At 64.6% G+C, this 17,068-nt stretch carries 23 protein-coding genes; all 23 read right to left on the reverse strand.

The window, feature by feature from the left end; genetic code table 11:
* Positions 1–2: 2 nt before the first annotated feature.
* Positions 3–2,084, reverse strand: coding sequence for a hypothetical protein (locus tag AC1PZ7_RS23015; RefSeq protein WP_482359768.1), 2,082 nt, complete (start codon positions 2,082–2,084; stop codon positions 3–5).
* A 3-nt stretch (positions 2,085–2,087) separates the two neighbouring features.
* On the reverse strand, positions 2,088–2,606 hold the full coding sequence (locus AC1PZ7_RS23020) for a virion core protein, T7 gp14 family (protein ID WP_482359769.1): 519 nt from the start codon (positions 2,604–2,606) through the stop codon (positions 2,088–2,090).
* On the reverse strand, positions 2,591–3,067 hold the full coding sequence (locus tag AC1PZ7_RS23025; protein ID WP_482359770.1) for a hypothetical protein: 477 nt from the start codon (positions 3,065–3,067) through the stop codon (positions 2,591–2,593). The genes AC1PZ7_RS23020 and AC1PZ7_RS23025 overlap by 16 nt, the downstream gene beginning before the upstream one ends.
* Complete coding sequence (locus AC1PZ7_RS23030) at positions 3,064–5,433, reverse strand: phage nozzle protein (protein ID WP_482359771.1); 2,370 nt, start codon at positions 5,431–5,433, stop codon at positions 3,064–3,066. Before AC1PZ7_RS23030 ends, AC1PZ7_RS23025 begins: the two co-directional genes overlap by 4 nt.
* Positions 5,433–6,002 carry a hypothetical protein gene (locus tag AC1PZ7_RS23035; RefSeq protein WP_482359772.1) on the reverse strand — a complete coding sequence of 190 codons (570 nt, stop codon included), beginning with the start codon at positions 6,000–6,002 and terminating at the stop codon, positions 5,433–5,435. Before AC1PZ7_RS23035 ends, AC1PZ7_RS23030 begins: the two co-directional genes overlap by 1 nt.
* A gap of 66 nt (positions 6,003–6,068) precedes the next feature.
* The gene (locus AC1PZ7_RS23040; protein WP_482359718.1) at positions 6,069–6,974 is read right to left on the reverse strand and encodes a phage capsid protein; all 906 of its coding nucleotides are present in this window, start codon (positions 6,972–6,974) and stop codon (positions 6,069–6,071) included.
* Positions 6,975–7,419: 445 nt separating this feature from the next.
* On the reverse strand, positions 7,420–7,737 hold the full coding sequence (locus AC1PZ7_RS23045) for a hypothetical protein (RefSeq protein WP_482359719.1): 318 nt from the start codon (positions 7,735–7,737) through the stop codon (positions 7,420–7,422).
* Complete coding sequence (locus AC1PZ7_RS23050) at positions 7,721–7,936, reverse strand: hypothetical protein (protein WP_482359720.1); 216 nt, start codon at positions 7,934–7,936, stop codon at positions 7,721–7,723. Before AC1PZ7_RS23050 ends, AC1PZ7_RS23045 begins: the two co-directional genes overlap by 17 nt.
* 82 nt (positions 7,937–8,018) lie before the next feature.
* A complete protein-coding gene (locus AC1PZ7_RS23055; protein ID WP_482359721.1) occupies positions 8,019–8,819 on the reverse strand; it encodes a capsid assembly protein in 801 nt (266 codons plus the stop codon).
* 7 nt (positions 8,820–8,826) lie between these two features.
* A complete protein-coding gene (locus AC1PZ7_RS23060; RefSeq protein ID WP_482359722.1) occupies positions 8,827–8,994 on the reverse strand; it encodes a hypothetical protein in 168 nt (55 codons plus the stop codon).
* Positions 8,991–10,547 carry a portal protein gene (locus AC1PZ7_RS23065; protein ID WP_482359723.1) on the reverse strand — a complete coding sequence of 519 codons (1,557 nt, stop codon included), beginning with the start codon at positions 10,545–10,547 and terminating at the stop codon, positions 8,991–8,993. Before AC1PZ7_RS23065 ends, AC1PZ7_RS23060 begins: the two co-directional genes overlap by 4 nt.
* Before the next feature lie 171 nt (positions 10,548–10,718).
* Entirely contained in the window at positions 10,719–10,931 is a 213-nt protein-coding gene (locus AC1PZ7_RS23070) for a hypothetical protein (RefSeq protein ID WP_482359724.1), read from the reverse strand.
* A gap of 23 nt (positions 10,932–10,954) precedes the next feature.
* The gene (locus tag AC1PZ7_RS23075; RefSeq protein ID WP_482359725.1) at positions 10,955–11,518 is read right to left on the reverse strand and encodes a hypothetical protein; all 564 of its coding nucleotides are present in this window, start codon (positions 11,516–11,518) and stop codon (positions 10,955–10,957) included.
* On the reverse strand, positions 11,506–12,240 hold the full coding sequence (locus AC1PZ7_RS23080; protein ID WP_482359726.1) for a hypothetical protein: 735 nt from the start codon (positions 12,238–12,240) through the stop codon (positions 11,506–11,508). Before AC1PZ7_RS23080 ends, AC1PZ7_RS23075 begins: the two co-directional genes overlap by 13 nt.
* A gap of 207 nt (positions 12,241–12,447) precedes the next feature.
* A complete protein-coding gene (locus AC1PZ7_RS23085; RefSeq protein WP_482359727.1) occupies positions 12,448–12,669 on the reverse strand; it encodes a hypothetical protein in 222 nt (73 codons plus the stop codon).
* Complete coding sequence (locus AC1PZ7_RS23090; protein WP_482359728.1) at positions 12,666–13,058, reverse strand: hypothetical protein; 393 nt, start codon at positions 13,056–13,058, stop codon at positions 12,666–12,668. The genes AC1PZ7_RS23085 and AC1PZ7_RS23090 overlap by 4 nt, the downstream gene beginning before the upstream one ends.
* Complete coding sequence (locus AC1PZ7_RS23095; protein ID WP_482359729.1) at positions 13,055–13,183, reverse strand: hypothetical protein; 129 nt, start codon at positions 13,181–13,183, stop codon at positions 13,055–13,057. Before AC1PZ7_RS23095 ends, AC1PZ7_RS23090 begins: the two co-directional genes overlap by 4 nt.
* A 1-nt stretch (position 13,184) precedes the next feature.
* Positions 13,185–13,415 carry a hypothetical protein gene (locus AC1PZ7_RS23100; RefSeq protein ID WP_482359730.1) on the reverse strand — a complete coding sequence of 77 codons (231 nt, stop codon included), beginning with the start codon at positions 13,413–13,415 and terminating at the stop codon, positions 13,185–13,187.
* A 2-nt stretch (positions 13,416–13,417) separates the two neighbouring features.
* Complete coding sequence (locus AC1PZ7_RS23105) at positions 13,418–13,636, reverse strand: hypothetical protein (protein WP_482359731.1); 219 nt, start codon at positions 13,634–13,636, stop codon at positions 13,418–13,420.
* Positions 13,623–15,587 carry a DNA polymerase gene (locus tag AC1PZ7_RS23110; protein WP_482359732.1) on the reverse strand — a complete coding sequence of 655 codons (1,965 nt, stop codon included), beginning with the start codon at positions 15,585–15,587 and terminating at the stop codon, positions 13,623–13,625. The genes AC1PZ7_RS23105 and AC1PZ7_RS23110 overlap by 14 nt, the downstream gene beginning before the upstream one ends.
* Positions 15,588–15,674: 87 nt before the next feature.
* Complete coding sequence (locus AC1PZ7_RS23115) at positions 15,675–16,004, reverse strand: hypothetical protein (protein WP_482359733.1); 330 nt, start codon at positions 16,002–16,004, stop codon at positions 15,675–15,677.
* A 38-nt stretch (positions 16,005–16,042) separates the two neighbouring features.
* On the reverse strand, positions 16,043–16,462 hold the full coding sequence (locus tag AC1PZ7_RS23120; RefSeq protein ID WP_482359734.1) for a hypothetical protein: 420 nt from the start codon (positions 16,460–16,462) through the stop codon (positions 16,043–16,045).
* A gap of 53 nt (positions 16,463–16,515) precedes the next feature.
* Positions 16,516–17,064 carry a hypothetical protein gene (locus AC1PZ7_RS23125; RefSeq protein WP_482359735.1) on the reverse strand — a complete coding sequence of 183 codons (549 nt, stop codon included), beginning with the start codon at positions 17,062–17,064 and terminating at the stop codon, positions 16,516–16,518.
* Positions 17,065–17,068: the final 4 nt, after the last annotated feature.

Genomic DNA, 17,068 nt, shown 5'->3' on the forward strand with positions numbered 1-17,068 from the left:
TGCTACTGGAGGCCGCCCTCCTGCCAATCCCCACGGGACTGCCGGCGACGGGCCTTGCTCTTCTGGTTGGTGACAATGCCGTCTCGCTCGGCCCCCTCGAACTCAGCCTTCGCGGCGCGGACGGAGAAGTTGAGGGCGCTCCGAGCGTCGTCTTCCATGACCATCACGGGGCCGTTGCCGTCCCTTCGGGTGATCGACCAGACGCCTTGCTGGCCGTCCCCCGATGGGCTGATGGTGAGGTCTTCCGCGTCGAGGCCATACTTGGCGCCGTACTTCTCGGCCCACTGCCCGAGCTTCCACTCAGCGATGCCCTCGAAGTTCGGCGGTAGGTTCCGATCGGTTGTCGGAACGGGGTTGCCGTTGATGACCGCGTGGCTGTCGCGTATGCGCTTGGTGGCGAGGTCGAGGGCTTCATCCGGGCTCTTTCCGAGACGGACGTAGAACGCGCCCCAATCTTCCATCTTGCGCGCTGCCTCCTCCGTCATCGTGATGGCCCGGCCGTCCCCCCACGAGAACGGGTTCCACCACGAGCTGCCGCTGCGGAGCTGCCCGAGCTTCTCCTTCAGGCTGTAGATGTCCTGCCGGAGGCTCGCCGGGAGTTCCTGAGGGTTCGCCTTATCGGTGAACTTGACGGCCGCCGAGAAGGAACCCGCCTCGTCGTACCCCATGTCCTGCCGGGCCACCCGGTACGCCTCATAGAAGAACTGGTCCTCAGCCGAGACGGTCTGCGCGAGGAGGCGCGGCGAGCGGGTGTAGAGGGTCTCGTAGAGATCCACGCCGGAGCGGAGCGCGGGCGGGACTTCGCCCTTCTCAAGCGCCTCTCGGGTGGCTGACGCGGGGCCGGCCTTGAGGATTGACTTGAACTGCGGGTCCACGAGGCCGTTCTTCATCAGCGCCCCGAGGCGGAAGTTCATGCCCTCTTCGGGCTTCCCCTGAGCGGCCATTGCCTCGGCCTTCTTACGGATCAGCTCGACACCCTGCTTCTGCTGGTCATCCGCCGAGATGGTCTTCGTGTCGCCGGCTTCGGTGCGCACGTCCATCGGCACCATGAGTGCCAGCGTGCCATTCTCGGCCGCTACCTCAACACGGCTCCCGAGGAGCGCCGCATCACGATCCGCGTTGGCCTTGTTCTGGAGCCGGAGCTGCTCCTTCTGGTAGGCCGCCGTGCTCGCCTGAGCCCGGTTGATGATGACCTGAGCGGCCGGCCCGGTGTCCTGCTTGGCCGCGATGGAGCCCACCCCGCCGCGTGTGTCGTTCAGGAAGTGTTCGACATACGCCTCGTTGTTCGGGTTCTCAGCGAGGCGCCGCGCGACGCCCAAGACTACCCCGTCAAGCTCCTGAGGCTGGAGCCCCATGGTGTCCTTGTATTGCCCGTACTGGCCCCTGAGGGCGGCCTGAAGGTCGGCCGGGGATTTGCCTTCGGTGATGCCGGCGCTCACTGCCGCGAACCACGTGTCACCCACTGCCGTGAGCGCTGTGTCCTTCTCCCGCTTGACCTTGTACTCGGTCGCTTGGGAGCGCAGGCGCCCCGAGAACTTGTTGAAGACGGCGCCATAGGCGTTCTTCGCGTCCTCATCAGCGATGCCCTCAAGGTCCCCGCGCGCGGCGTTTGCGAGGTAGGCGTCGAAGTCTCCATTGTCCCGGTCGAAGTCGCCGCTATCCCACGCCCCCTGCACCTCGGACAGGCGCCTCACGGCGAGCTGCTGAGCGGCGCTCTTGGCGAATGCCTTGCTGGCGACGGGGCTGGAGGAGATTGGCGACGTACCGGCCCTGACGTGGGCCTGAAGCTCTCCCACGGTGGACTGCGCCACGGCGGCCTCGGCACTCGCGGCCTGCTTCGCCTCCATGTTCGCGAAGGCTTGCGTGAGGACGGGGGAGAAGGACTGAAGGGCCGCCGCCACGTCGAGAAGGTCGTTGCTCCGGGGGACTTCCGGGGGGCGGACATAGGAGTTGACGGGTGCCGCAGTGGGCCGCAAGGGGCGCGCTTCGACAATCTCAGGGGCTACCCGGCGAGACGCGCGGGTGCGGCGGGGGCCGGTGATACGGTCCTCGTTGACCGGCACGAGGCCGGGGAGCTTTGCCATGGGTTATCCTGCGGAATACTGGTTGTAGGCGCCCAACCCGGCCTGTGCGATGCCGAGCCCAAGCCCTATGGCTGAAGGCTTCCGGCCGCGCGCTACGGAGTTGATGCGGTTGTCTCTGGTGGTCTCGGCTCCCTGCCGCTCTTGTTCGAGCTGCGCGAGGGTCATGTCGAGATTGCCCTTGGTGTTCGCCCGGTCACGCCCATAGCCGGACGCGATTTCCCCGAGCAGCATATCGACCGAGAGGCCGCTCACCCCGAACTCGCCTGCGGCGGCCTCGGCCGTGGCGGTGTCCGCCATCTGCTTGCGATTGGCCGCCTGCAACTCTTCGGAGGCCGCGATGCGCTCCTGCTGCGTGCGGAGGTTGATCTGGCTCACCTCGTCGTTCATCGCCTGAATGGAGTTAAGGCGGTTCTGCTCGTACATCGCCTCCTGAGCATCCGCCTGCGCGGTCTGGCCCATGAAGCCGACAACCGACGAGGCGGCGCTGATGGCGAGCCCGACAAGGGCTACTGCGGTACACATTCGATGCGCTTGTATCTCGCGATTTCGTGGAAGGGGGTGCCGGCAACACCGGCGTTTGGAATGGTCCTGAGGACCTTGAAGCCGCACCAGCGCAGCCACCGAAGATGAACCTCGTTGCGCGCGTCTGCGTAGTTCACGAGGACCGGGTACCTGCTATGGAGCACGTCGAGGACCGGGCGGCAGCGCCGCAGGAACTCCTTCTGCTTCGACGTAATGCGCGGCGTGCCGAGGAGCCACACGAGCCCCATGTCAGGCACGTCCGTGGGGTAGGTGCCGAACATGAGGACCGTGCCCGTCTCGTCCCTCGCCGCGTAGGCTTCCCCCTTGAGGGAGTGGAGAAGCACCTCCAGCGGCTCCAGCCCGACGCCATCGCGAACCTCTGCAAGGTCCTCGCGACGCATCCCGGCCGCAAGCTCGCGGCAGTCGTCTTCGGTGGCCGCGACGATGCGCGCGCGCGTCACAGGCGCGTCCCTTGGCTGACGTAGAAACCGGTCCACTCAGCGGAGAGGATATGACACGGCAAGAAGCTGTCGTTCTCAACGGTCACTGTCACGTCCGTATTGCGCGCCATCAACGGCACCCTAAACGCGCCGGCACCGATAGCGATGGAGCCCGCCACAAAGGTTCCGAGCGTCCGCCCCGAGCACACGTAGGTGTAGGCATCGCGCGCACCGCTCGGGGCCACCTTGATGCGGTAATAGCCGCTGTGTTCGTGAATGAAGGTGATTGAGCGGAGCTGTAGCCGGCCCGTGACAATGGACGACACCCCGCCCCCCGGTGCCTCAGCGCGCATGAAGAGCGGCGAGAGCTGGTAGCGCATCGTGTAAGTGACGCCAACGAATGCCGAGACGGTCGTAAGGTTGCCCTCGGCAGATACGGCGTTCCCGCCATCCCGGCTAAGCGGCAGCTCGACGCCCGGCGCCAACCCTCCAGAGCTGGCCGAGACCACGTAAACGATGCCATCAGGCGGCGCATATGGCAGCGTAAAGGTCGTCCGATTGGTGGCCGCGTTGTAGCTCCGGGTCAGCGTCAAGGCGCTCACGCGGGTGTCTAGGTGGTAGGTGAAGCTCGCCTGAGCGTCGGTGTGAGAAGGCTCTACGCTCATTCTCTCCAGCCGCACTCGGCCGTCCGCGTCCTGCACCACGAGGTAGGCAGTGGACTCGATGAAGTCCACGTTTAGGACCTGAGTGCCAGGCCGGAACTTCCACTTGTGCCAAGCGGATTGGACCTTGGTGCTGTCCGACCAGAACCATTGGTAGACGAACACAGCATCCGGCTCCTGCTTCGAGAGGCAGAGGAGGACGTTCTCGGCCGTGTTCACGGCCATCTTGAAGATGCCGCTGGGCAGGAACTTCGGCACATGCCCGGTCACGTCCACGGCGTCATAGGTGGACGTATCGGCCTCCAGATAGTACTCGCGGATGGCCGTGTTTGAACCGCGCGGCGCGGCAAACATGACCGACTTGCCGGCCCCCACGGGCCGCACATGGCGGCTGCACTCGAACTCGGTCGTGACGTTGATTGCGACGGACTTCGGGGTCAGCACGTCAGGGCCGTTGAGCACAAACTGTGTCTGGTCCGAGAAGAGGAAGAGTTCCTTGTCGAAGGGGACCGCGTGCCGGAGGATGGAGACCTTCGTGTGCGACACGGCCACGTCTATGGGGTCCGTATCCACGAGCTGCGTGACCGTCTGCCGGAAGAAATTGAAGAAGTCGCCGGCCCGGCTGAAAATCACGTTCTCATCGGTGATGAAGCCGAGGCGGTTGCGGTGGAAGAACACGTCCGCAATGGGCCGCCCGACGAACGACGGCCACGGCGAGCTGTCCTCATCGCCAACGCCGTTCGTGTCCCATGTCGCGGGCTTGAACGTGAACGTCCCATTCGCCTCGCGCACCAGAACGTGCGGCATGGTGGCTGCGTTGAGCGTGGTGTAGAGGCCCGGCTTAACCGTCTCGACCCACGTCCCTGAGGTGGTCCCGTTGTCGTTGTCGAAGCGGACATAGTAGGCGTCGAACTTCGAGGTGTTGTCGCCCACGACCTTCGCCACAAAGCCGTTGTTCACGGTCTCGGGGAGTTCGCTAAACCGCTGGATGGTGCCTTTGACCAGCTTGAGCGAGTTGCCGGACTGCGCGTCCATGACGGAGATGACATAGTCGGCCGGGCCGATGAGCCGCACGATGGAGCCGTACCTCTCGACGGTGAACCCGGAGCCGCCCAAGGACGCCTGCAACTTCGTCACGAGCTGAGCCGCGATGTAGGTCGTCTGGATGAGCGCCTCGTACCCGGCCTCGAAGGCCGCAGGGGTCGAGTGAGTTGCGGCAGCGGCGCCGTTGACGGACACCTGATAGGTGCTTGCGTAGGCCCCCTGCTTCACCCAAATGAGCGCCTCGAAGGGGCGTGTCGGCGCGCGCGCAGTGGTGGTTCCCACGACCTTCGCCTTGTTCACCACGAAGGTGTAGTCCGCCACCGTGACCATCCCGACATCTTCGGCCGGGTTAGAGGTGTTGAGGTAGCCCCACCCGCTCGGCGCGTTCACCGTCTTCTCTACGCCGCTGGTGTCGAAGACCCGGATGGAGCCCTGACGGGCAACGACGAGGTATCGCTCGGCGGTATCCCGGTTGATGGTGTGGAGGAAGGCGTTCCCGAAGGGCGTAGCCGAAAGGACCGAAGCGTGCTCGGTAGGGGGACGCTTGCGCAGCCCCTCGACTACGGACGAATAGGCGTTCTCCTGAACCTCGGCCTGAGACGCTAGGCGGATTGCTGCCGCCTGCTGGCTTACGCCGTTGATGAGGTTCGGGATGGCGCCGCTAACGAGGCGGCCTGCCATCAGCGATAAAGGACCCGAGCGACGGGGGAGTTCGTCAGGATGGACAGGTCTTGGCTCTCGGCCTCGGCGTTCATGAGGTCAGCCAAGGCGGCAGCCTCATCGCGCGCGGTGAACTGGTAGAGTTCCACTGAGCCCAAGACGCGCTGCTGGAAGACCCGCGCCGAGCGCATCACGCACAATTCGCGCGCCGCGTGGGGCAGCTCGTCGAAGTTCAGGAGGAGCACCAGCTCCACCCGGAGAGGCCGCTCGAACGCGAACGTGTTGCGGCTTCGGTCGTAGAGCTTCCCGCCGCGCTGGACCACGTCTACGCCCTGCCCCGGCACGGAGCAGCGCATGGTGTTCGCCGGCAGGATGATGAACTTGTCGGGGCTGCTGAGGGGCAGCTCCATGGTCTCGGTGTTCCAGTGCCAGCCCTTTGCCTGAAGGGCGCGGTTCACTTCCGAGAGGATGTCGCGGGCCATGGCCGCATCGACGTGCCCGCTGCTCTCCAGCGAGTTGATGGGAGACTCACCGATGACGCTGAGGAGGGTATTGACCGCCTCTAGTTCGGTGGCCGGAGTGGTTCGCATTCTTCTCCGAGACGAAAAAAAGGAGCCTCTCCCATTACAGAAGAGGCTCCTCAGGTTTCAGTTAGGTCAGGTCGCGGACTTGCTCAGCTCGACCGCGCACTCGGCGCGAAGGATGCCGTGGCCCATGGCGTACTTGGAGACCAGCAAGGTTCCCTGACGGTTGATCTGGTATTCACCCTCCGACGAGAGGTCGAGGAGCTTGACCGTGCCCACCGCGTCTTCGGTGAAGCCGACCGCAACGGTGTCCGTGAAGACGCCGTCGTAAGCGGCCTGCTCGCTGCCGGTGATGGTCGTGGACGGGAGGTGGTTCGACTTGACGATGGTGACATCGGCAATCTTGATGACCTTGCCGTCCGAGTACGAGCCCGAGCCGTTCCAATCCTTGTTCAGGACCTTGGTGTTCGAGGCGAGGCCGTAATACTGGAGCGGGCGAACCGCGACGTAGCGGCCGGACTCGTCCACGTCCTTCTCATCGAACACGCGAGCGATATCGACGATACCGGCCGCGAGGTCGTCCGAGGAGGTCGCGTAGGTGGTCTTCTTGAGGACGGCGCCGCCAGCTTCGCCAGTGATGGCGTTGGACGCACGGGCCGCGTTCACGAGGAGCTGAGCGAGGACCTTGTCGGCCTTGATGGCCAGCTCGGCCGCGCACTTGCCCGCGTACTTCGAGCGCACGTCGTAGTGGTTCTTCGCTTCGTCGATCAGGGCGATGAAGACCGGCGAGACAAGCAGGCGGTCAATCGCGATGATGCGCTCGGCGTGCTTGATCGACTGGCCGGTCAGCTCATTGCCCGGCGTGTGGTAGTAGGCGGTCGCACGGCCGATGATCGGGAAGGAGGCAGACTTGCCGTTCTCGATGGTACGAACCGTGGTGAGCGGCAGGAAGACGTTCTTCTCGTCGAACAGGGTCGCGACTTCGCCGGACCACTTCTTCAGGAAGAGGGCGTCATCCGCGCCCGTGGCGTTGGACATGCCGAGGCGCGAAGCAGTAATGTCAGTCATAGAATTTCCAGTGAATTGAGGAGGAAGGTTGAGGCTTCCTGACTCACTCATCACTCGAACACAGGGTTGTCCTCCGCAGAGGGCCAAGGTCTCGTAAGGTGTTCAGATTGCCGAGACGCCGCGTATTCATTCACGCAGCACGTCTATGCTTCCATTCACTGGATTAGGCTGAGCCTTTTACCGCCATGCTCAGGGCGGGGGATGAAGCCTTACAAACTTCCCCAAAGAGCCTCTTAACGCCATGCTCAGGGCGGGCAGTCACTTGATGAGAGGCTTCACGAGCCCCTTCACCTCACCGAGCTTGCCGTAACAGTCTTGGTGAGCGTCGTAGAGGTCCACCGTGAAGTTCGCAGCGGCCTTCGATCCGGCCCCCTTTGCGGGGACCTTCGGGGCAGCTTTGCACTCCAAGAGGGACTTAGGGATTGCTACCTCGCTGCCGGTCGCGCAGCCCATCAAAGGCACGCTCAAGAGCAGCGGGAAGAGGAGCGTCAGGCGCACGGTCGATTTCTCGGTAGATGGGTTTCAGGTCCTCCGCTCGCTTGGCGTTGCTGGCGGCGTTTCGTTCGGCGGCCTTGATGGCATCGTTCAGGCCCTTCTCGACACGCTCAAGGCGCGCCACGTCGGCCTTCAGGTCCGTGACACGGTTCCAGAAGAAGACGTTGGCGAACCCTGAGGCGGCGAGGCCGAGGACCAGAACGAGGATGACGATGATGGTGCTACGGCTGGGAATCATCGGGCTCGGGCTGGAAGGCTCCTGCTTGAGTTTGGGGGAACGGCGGGTCCCTCGCGCGGGTGACGGCGAGGAACTTGAGGTAGTTTCGGTCGTCCTGAGTGGCGAAGCCGAAGTAGCCGAGGAGGAGACTGCCACCGAGCCCGATCACGGCCACAAGGGCCGTTTGGCGCAGCACGTCGTCAGGCCCGAGGAAGATCATCCACGAGGCCGTGAAGGCGCACCAAATGAGGGCTAGGTAGAGCAGTCGCCTCCGGCGCTGCCACTCGGGCTTATCGCCCTTCTCAGACGGCCGAGCGGGCCAGCTTAGCTTCCACCCGCGCACGGAAGGCAGGGTCCTTCTTGTAGATGGGGTTGCGCATGTCGGTCTTCATCTCTTCGAGGGAGGCGTAGACATCCGCGCCGGAGTGGGCGTTGCCGTTGATGAGATTGGGCTCGGAGGTCGAGGCAGCCTTGTACTTGGCATAGAGACCCTCGATAGCGAGCTTGGTTGCGGCCGGGTTGTCCCCGTCCACGATGGCGTCGTAGGCCGCGACTTCGGCAGCCGGAAGGTTCGCGGCGGCCCACTCGACCATGCTCGCGTAGCCCGCATCGCCGCCCACGGGGGCAAGAAGCTCCGCGCGCTGTGTGTCCGCAAGCGCCTGCTGACCGGCGATGTAGCTGTCCACCAGAGCGCGGGGGATGCCGCCCTTTTCCAGCGCCTCATAGTCGGCGTCTTCAAGGGAGCCGTTGGCATGGTACTTCGAGTTCAGGGCGTCGAAGTCCACGCCCGCTGCGGAGACCGCCTCACGGGCCGCTTCTTCGTCGGCGTTGGCCGCATCCTCAGGAGCAGACTCAGGGGCGGCGTTGCCCTCGGGGGTCTGGCTGGCGGGGGTCTCAACGGGGACTTCAGCGGCCGGGGCGGCCTCCTTGGGGGCCTGCGACTGGCGGCGCTCCAGCTCGGAGTAGGACGCCAGAAGGGCCTCGGTGTTGACGCTCTTCGTCGCGGCGTTCCAGAACTTCTCGGGCACGTTCTCCGGGCGTTCGCTGACCACGGGAGCATCGGCGCCGGTCACATTGCCCGGCATCTGAACGGAAACTGTCATGGGGTCCTCAGTAGTTGACCTGGACGGCCCCGCTCAGGGTGGCCGGGGGTTCACCCGCGAACTCGTCAAGGGTGTCGATCGGTGCCGGGGGGGCGGTGCGCTTGGCGCGCTTCGGGGTCTCGGGCTTGGCCGTGACGGGCTCTTCCGGGGTCGTGTTGGTGGCGGTGTCGGTCACGCTGCGGCGCCTTCCTGTTGCTGGTTCGCGGGGTTCATCTGGTCGCGGGCGATGTTCATTGCGCCGGGGCCAAGCTTCTCGGTGAGCATCTGCGCCATGGCTTCCTGAGCCTGCGCTGCGCGCGCCTGAGCCACCTCTTCGTCACTGCGCACGAGGCCCTCCGTCTCCACCGCAAGGGCCGTGGCAACGCGGGTAATGTAGTCCCCGACGTTGAGGCGCTCTGCGATGACTTCCTGCCCGAGCGGGGCAATCTGCTGGAGGAGGAGGTTGAGCTTGGTGAGGTCGTGCCCACGCCCGAGGGCTTCTAGGCCGGTCACAATGGTGGGCTTCACGGAGCCCTTGGGGAGCTTCGGGAGCTTCTTCTGCCGCGCCATCTGGTGCTCAAGGCGCGCCAGAAGCGGGGGCTGAAGTTCGAGCGCGAGGATGGAGTAGACGCCGCCGAGGGCGTCCTCAATCTCGCCCGCCATGTAGCGGACTTCCTCGGCCGTCACGCGCTCACCCTTGCGCTGGATGGCGGTGTTCAGAAGGAATGCGAAGGCTAACCGCTGTGTGATCTGCTGGATGGTCTCCAGCGCCACGCGGAAGTCGGCCGCCTTTTGGACCTGAAGGACCGTCACGTCATTCGCATTGCCCGAGCGGACGGCGCCATTCGGGGAGTCGGTGAGGGTCTTCTGCCGGGTGGTCCCGTTCGGGTCCACGAGGAAGAGGACCTTGGCGGACGCCGCGGTGCCTTCGACGATGGCCTGAGAGAGGGCCTCAAGGGACGCGAGGTCCCCGAGATACTCCTCGACGTAGGAGCGACCGTAGTGCTCGCCGTCCACCTTCGAGAACCGCATGGCGATGTAAGCGGACGCGTTGAGGGGATAGGAACCCTCGGAGCCCGGCACGATCTGGTCCGCGATTTCCTGATGGACCAGCCACTTGGAGCCACTGCGGCGGACGTAGGTGTAGAGCTTGACCGTGGTCTTGACGGCCGGGTCGGAGCCTTTCTCGGGCACGAGGCCCTTAAGCTCATCAGGCAGCGCCTCGCGGTCCAGCTCTTCCCGCGTGATGATTTCCAGCACGTTGCCGGACGGGTCGCGGTAGACGACATAGGAGCCGAGGCGGAAGACACGGACGCTGTTGTCCGCCTGCACGTGAAGCAGCGCGTTGCCGGCCACCACGAGGTACTTGAGCGCCTCGAAGAGGGACACGCGGAGCGAGGTGGTTTCCACCTCACTCATGATGCGGCGCTCCATGGCGCCGAGGGCCTTCTCGACTTCGGACTTCAGCTCCGGCGCAATGCGCGCCTTGGCGAGGTATTCAGGTTCGAGCTTGTAGCGGAAGAATGGGGCGTTCGGCGGGAGCAGCGCGAGGAGCAGCTTGGAGGCGAGATTGTTCACCCCCCTCGCCCCGATGGACTGGAACGGAGTCTTGAACTTGTGACCCGAACCAACCCCTCGGGGCGGCACCAGCGACGGGATTGTGAGCTTTGCACACGCTTCCGCCCGCTGGATGTAGGGGTGTTGATCGGCCTCAAGCGCGGTGTATCGACTTTCGGCTGAGGTCCTCAAACCGGGGTGTTGACCCCTGAGCCACCACCCACCGAGGACGTGGGATTGATGCGGAGCGAGGAGCGCCCCTTTCGACGGTTCTTGAGCCCCGCAGCGTCACCACCGGGGTTCTCGGGGGTCTGGAAGACCTGAGCAGTGGGCTCCGGGGGCGGCGCTGCGGCTGCCGGGGTCTTAGGCTTGGGCGTCTTCGACATACACATTGTCGAGGAGTTCTTCTTTCTGCTGTTCGAGCTGTTGGCGAAGGAAGCGAACCACCCGAACGGACCCGACGCTTGCCCACACGTCCCGGTCAGATGCGTCCATGCTGGGCGCGCGGTCTTGGAACCGCCGTTCGAGCGCGGCAACAAGAGCCTCGGGAACAGGCGGGAATTGATCTTCGAGCATTCGGGTATCTCTATAGTGGGGTGTTAGCGGCGGCCGCAGATGCGGGTCGCGAGGCGATCAATCTGCCACCGGAACTCGGCCTGTCCGGCATCGTTCCAGAGGTAGAAGTGGAAGGGCTTGTCGTCGAGCCGGCCCTCCATCGCGGTCGGGACCATTCCGGGGCGGTCGATACGAACGGTCGTCCCCTCCATGCGCTCGATCAGCTCAAGCTCGTTCGGGAAGCGCATGTCATCCACGACGACACTCTTGCCGGCTGACATCAGCGCGCGGATGCGGGCCTCGGTTACGTCCGCCCACAGCCCCTCGGTGATGGTCTTCCGGCCCCAATCGGTGCCGATAGTCTCCATGATCCGGCGCGGGGTAATGCCGCCGAGGCTCGGGATGGGGGCCTCCTTGAGGTCGCCCTCCACCATCCGCTCGATGTCGTTTGCGGAGATGCCGGCCGACGCGAGGAACTCCCGCGTCATGGCCTTGAGGGGACCCGCGAACTTCACCACTTCGAACCCGTGAAGCCGCGCCAGCACTCCCGCAGCGGTGGACTTGCCACTCTGCGAAGCGGGGCTGTAGAGCCCGATTAGGACGGGCACCAGAGGATGGGCTCCTTCGTCTTGAAGTCGTAGTCCGAGGCTCGGAGGATGCGCGCCACGCGGGCCTGCACCAGAGCGTCCGCCTCGGTGAGGCCGGACTTCTCATAGGCGGCCACGACGGCGCCCCACGACGGGTCTTCGTTGAGGATGGTGAGGGCCTTCTTCGGGCCGCATCCGGGGAGCCCGGTGTAGCCGTCCGTCTGGTCCCCGATGAGGGTCTGATAGAGGTGGTGGTAGTCCGCCTCCTCCTCAGAGATTTCCACGATGCCCTCCTCGGGGGAGCGGCAGTAGAGGCCGGGGATGGTCTTCATGTCCTTGTCGATGGACACGATGACCTTCTCGCCCTTGAGCTTCGACCACGTGGCGAGGATGCCCATGCAGTCGTCGCCCTCAAGGTGCGGCCGGAGGTAGGCGCCCTTCTCCTCGATCATCCATTCGCGGATGGCCTTGAGCACGAGGGGCTTCTTCACCTTCGCCCGGTTGCCCTTGTAGGTGGGCAGGATGGACTTGCGGAAGTTCTCCTCGCTGTCCGTCAGGCAGAGCCTGAACTCGGTACCCTCCAGCTCGCTCATGAGCCGGTCGAGTTCCTCGTTGATGGCGGCGCGGACTTCGTTCTCATCGCAATGCCACGTCCAGAAGCCGGGCTCCCACTCGTAGGCTTTCTCCTTGGCCGCAGAGCAGCCGTAGGCGAGCACGTCAGCGTCAATCAGGAGGGTCCTCACGCGGGCACCCCCGGCCGAAGCACCACCACATTCTCGCGGCTAGGCGCGTGAGCATGGAAAGCGGCCTTGTGGAGGTCCCACGCGAGCATCTCCAAGTCCATCTTGGCGCGGCGCGTGGAGACTTTCTCGCGTAGCTGAATGAGGTAGGCGATTGTCTTGGCGCGCTCGCACATCAGGTCGAACGCGGGGGTCTGCTCTTCGTACTCGTCAGTCAGTCAAGGGCTCCAATGCGTGGTCGATGTCTTCCTCGACGAGGTAGACGTTCAGGACCCGGAGGCGGTTGAGGGCACCGGGGATGGCCGCCCGAGCGACCTCCGGCGTGTCGTAGAACTCGGCGTGAGCGATGCGGCCGGACCAGCCCCGAGCGTAACCGGGGCGGCCCTTGAAGCGGCCTTTCACGGGGTCGTAGAGGACGGCTCCGGCTTTCACTCGGCCATGCTCATCGCGTTCTCGCGAACCACGAAGGAGCTGGCCTTGCGGGCCACCGTGGCGAGAACGTCCGGGTCCAGATGCGGATTGAAAATCGAGGCCCCGCGATAGCGGAACCACTCGTGGACTTCGTGCAGCTCGGCGTCCTTCAGGAGACCGAACACGGCGCCCACGACTTCCTGCCGGCACATGTGGCGGGACAGGTATCGCTTGCCCGACTTCCACAGGGTCCGGCTACCGTCACGCTTGGCGCTGTCGAGGGAGGCTTCCGCCGTCTCATCGACTTCTGCCTGAATGAACGGGCGGTCCCCGTCGAAGCCCATGAGGATGGACCAGCCGGGCTTGTAGGTGATGCGGGAGATGATCCCGAGGATTTCCGCGTTGGTCACTTCGGCTGACCTTCGTAATGCTTGAGCTGTCGTTCGAGCGCCCAAATGGTGATGCCCTTCGCCATGTCGATGAGGCCGAGCAGAACCATGGTGATGAGAAGCAGTATTTCAGCGTTGGTGAGCATCTCAGCCCCGCAAGCCGTGGTAGTGCGGCAGCTTGGAGAGCCTCTCAAGCGTCTCTTCCACGCGCGACCAAACGTCATGCGCCGAGACTTGCGCCCAATACCCACGGGGTCGGCGGAAAATGATGCCGGGGCGCCGCACCCGCCACTCCATAATGACGTAGTTCCAGTATCCTTCGGGGTCGTTCACCACCTTGAAGCGTGCGGTATGCTCGTTCAGCGTCGCGTTCGTCATCTTCAATCCATGCTCTTGAGGGTTTCGAGGCGCCGCAGGCCGGCAGCCGTGACGCTCCACTTCCGGCCGTAGAAGCCGGTCGCGATGCGGGTGGTGAGGAGGCCGTCACTCGCCGCCATGGCGATGATGTCGGCGTGCTTCCGGGCGAAGTCGCCCTTGGTCGTGAAGGGCCGCCAGCGGGCCTCGTCGAGGACCGCGACCAGCGAGTTAGTGAGTTTCACGCCAGTTCGCCCCGACCTTGTATTCGCCGTCGATGCGGACGCGGAAGTTGAAGTGTTCGCCCGCGAGGCGGAAGCATTCGACAAGGGTACGGCCGAGCTCATCTGCAAGTTCCTTCTTGGCTTCGGCCTGAAGCTCGTCATGGACATTCGCCACGAAGGCGTAGTCCTTGCCGAACACACGCCCTTTTTCGGTGAGTTGACGGAATGCGAAGATGGCCGCCTGCTTGGCGATCAAGGCGCCAGCGGATTGCAGGAGGGTGTTCAGGGCCGCGTGGGCCGAGCGAACGAAGAGCTTCCGGCCGTCGAGGCCGATGAGGTAGCCGCCCTTGGTGCGCTTTCTCCACCACGTGCCATCGCCACCCTGACGCCAGAGGTCAGGGTCTTCGACGCGCTCGGGGAGCGCCATCGGGCGGAAGCCGTCAACGAAGAACTCGATGCTCTCCTTGAGCAGCTTCAGGGCCGGAACCTTCTTCAGGAAGGTGCTCTTGAGCTTCTTTCCGGCCGCCTTCAGTTCAGCTTCGCCGGGGCTCGGCATCCCCCGGAAGAACCGCTTCTCCAGCTCGGAGGTGTCGATGCCTTCCCGGCGCGCGGCGCGAACGATGTCCAGCACCGTCTCGCCAATCTTCTTGTCGCCGGCCCCGTAGAGGAAGGCGTAGATGAAGGTCTTGGCGCCGTTGCGGTAAATCTTGTGCAGGACGTTGTGGTCATCCCGCTCCTCATCCGTGAGGCCGAGGGCCTGCACGTTCACCCAATGGATGTCACCCTCAAGGAGGACCTTGGCGTAGGCGCCGCCGTCGTACTTCGCCATGAAGTGGGCGAGGCAGCGCAGCTCAAGGCCCGCGAGGTCGGCTCCTACCAGCACCTTACCTGCCGAAGCCATGAACAGGGCGCGGCATTCGGAGCCGTAAGGGGTCCCGACTTTGGGGACCTGGGCGACGTTGGGGTTCGAGTGTGTGCAGCGGCCGGTGACGGCGCCGATGGTGTTCACGCCGCCGTGGATGCGGCCATTACGCTCCACCCGGAGCCACGCTTGGTCGCCCTCGGCCAGCATGCCGATGCGCTTCTCGACGAGGAAGTATTCCGCGAGGGGCTTGGCCTCGGGGTAGTCGAGCTTGCTCAGAATGGCGTCGTCGATCTGAGCTTGGCCGCTCTTCGTGTGCTGGTCGGGCACCCACCCAAGCGACTTGAGGCGGTCGGCAATCATCTGCCGGGACGCGGGATTGAACTCGATGAGGTCAACCTTGGTGAACGGCTCGCCTTTGACGTAGCCTCGCGCCTTGTTGTTCACCTTCGGAATGAAGAGGGTCTCGACCCGCTTGGGCGGGAAGGTCTCCTGAAGGGCCTTGTTGAGTTCGAGCCGGCGCTTCACGAGCTGCTCGTAGAGGAGCGTCGCGGCCTCGCGGTCGAAGGCGAAGCCGTGGCGTTCCTGCCGCGCCATGATTTCCGCGAACTCGAACTCAAGGGCGAGCGATGCGGCGGACGGCTTGCGGGCCTCGATCCACTTCAGGAGAACGTCTGTGACTTGCACGTCCTGAATGCAGTAGACGTGCATGGAGTCGTTCCACGCGTCCCACTTGCCGGGGAGGTCATTGCCCTTGTCGTCCTTGCCGTACTCGCCCTTCATCTGGCCGAGCCGGTAGCCCCACGCTTCGAGGCTATGGCGGGTCTTGCGGACCTTCGGGGGCATGCGGCCAAGGCGGACCAGCTTGCCATCCCACACGTCCGTCTCGGGCTTCACCAGCCGGGCGGCGAGAAGGGTGTCGAAGACGCGGCCTTTGTAGGCGAACCACGGGTAGACCTTGCGGAGCGCGGGGATGTCGAACTTGATGATGTTGTGGCCGATAATCTCGTCGGCCTGAGCGAGGAGTTCGACGCCGCGCTCAACGTCACCGGGGCCGCGAAGGTCATCGGAGAAGTCGAAGACTTCCCCGGTGTCGGCGTCCTTCAGCACGAGGCAGTGGACGCGGGTAAGGGCATCGAGAAACCCATCGGTCTCGATGTCGAAGATTAAGCGCAGTGTGAAAGTCCTTGTCGGGTGTCACCCGCCGATGGGCGTCCAAGGGCAGCGAGACGCCGGGCAGCCCGGTATCAAGCCCTTGGGCGACATTCGCCATTTGCGGGGGAAGGTATAGGGAAGCTCCGGCGCGCTTCCGGTGGCGTCAACGTGCCACCCGTGGGCCGCGCTGATGGAAAGCATGGTCAGCTTGACGCCGCTTCCGGTGGCGAGGATTTCCGCAGGGGAGCCAAGCTGCCACTGGAGAAACGCCGGGAGAGAGGCCCACTCCGAGGCCACCAGTTCCGTGAGCGCGTCGTAATCCGCGTCCGAGAGAACCGATGAGCCCCGGTCGTAGTAGAGGTGGGCGCTCATGATGACCCGCCTAGCGGCTAGGTCGGGAGAGATTGGCATCAGCCGCCGTAAGCGGAGCGATAGAGGCGCTCCTTGGCGCCGCTCCGGGTCTCTCCGGGGAGCCGGAACTCACGCATACGCATGAGCATCTGGAGGCTCGTGTAGGTGCGGAGCTGAGCGGTCTTGATGCGCCCGCCTGCGGCCGGGGTGTAGGCAACCTCGAACTCGGCCGTGTCCACGTTCATGTCGAGGGACACTACCCGGCTTGGCGCGGCGGGCCAAAGCGCGGCGAGCACGTGAGTGCGGACGAACTTGTGGTGCAGCGGGACGGCCTGCGCGTGAACGGTGCCGAGGACCCGCTTCGGGTTCTCCGCATCGACCACCTCAAGGCGCTCGGGGGGAAGGTCTCGCTCAAGCGCGTTCACTGTCTTATAGCCGCGCTCATCCATGATGCGGCGAAGCTCAAAGATGTCCGCCATGTCAATACCGGCGACACGTTGGAGCGTGTGGTCAATACAATCGCAGCGGCATTTCATAGGCTCATCTCCTTGAACTTCTCCGGCACCACGAAGAGCCACTCGCGGTACTTCTCGCGAAGCCGCTCGGCGCGCGCTGAGCTGCGCTCGAACTGCTCCCGGCTCTCGCAGCGGGTGAGCGTCATGGTGTGGTCCGCCTCGTCGAGGGCGAACGCATTGGTGGTGTGGACGCGCGCGCCGTCGAAGCCGATCTGGCAGAAGCCGAGGTCGAAGCGGTCGAGGGCCTCGCGGCACGGCTTGAAGACGTGCAGGCGGATCACGTTGACGGGGGGCTGGCCCGGTTGCTCATAGAGCCGCGCATCAGCGACGGTCGGGTCATCAGCGAAGTACTGCATGGCGGCGACAACGGTGTTCGCGTAGCCGGCGTCGAGGAGCGCCGAGTGGATGGCGTTGTGGCCTTCCATGTACGGCACGAAGTAGTCGAGGTCCTTGATAGGCCGGCCGAACCACGCGTCACGGAGAGCCCCGCCCGCCAGATAAGCGAGCGGAGCGTGCTCCTGAATTAGCGCGAGAACGGCCCGCCCCTGTTCGGGGATCAGGCTCATTGGG

Source organism: Ancylobacter sp. TW_SC_1 (assembly GCF_056836805.1).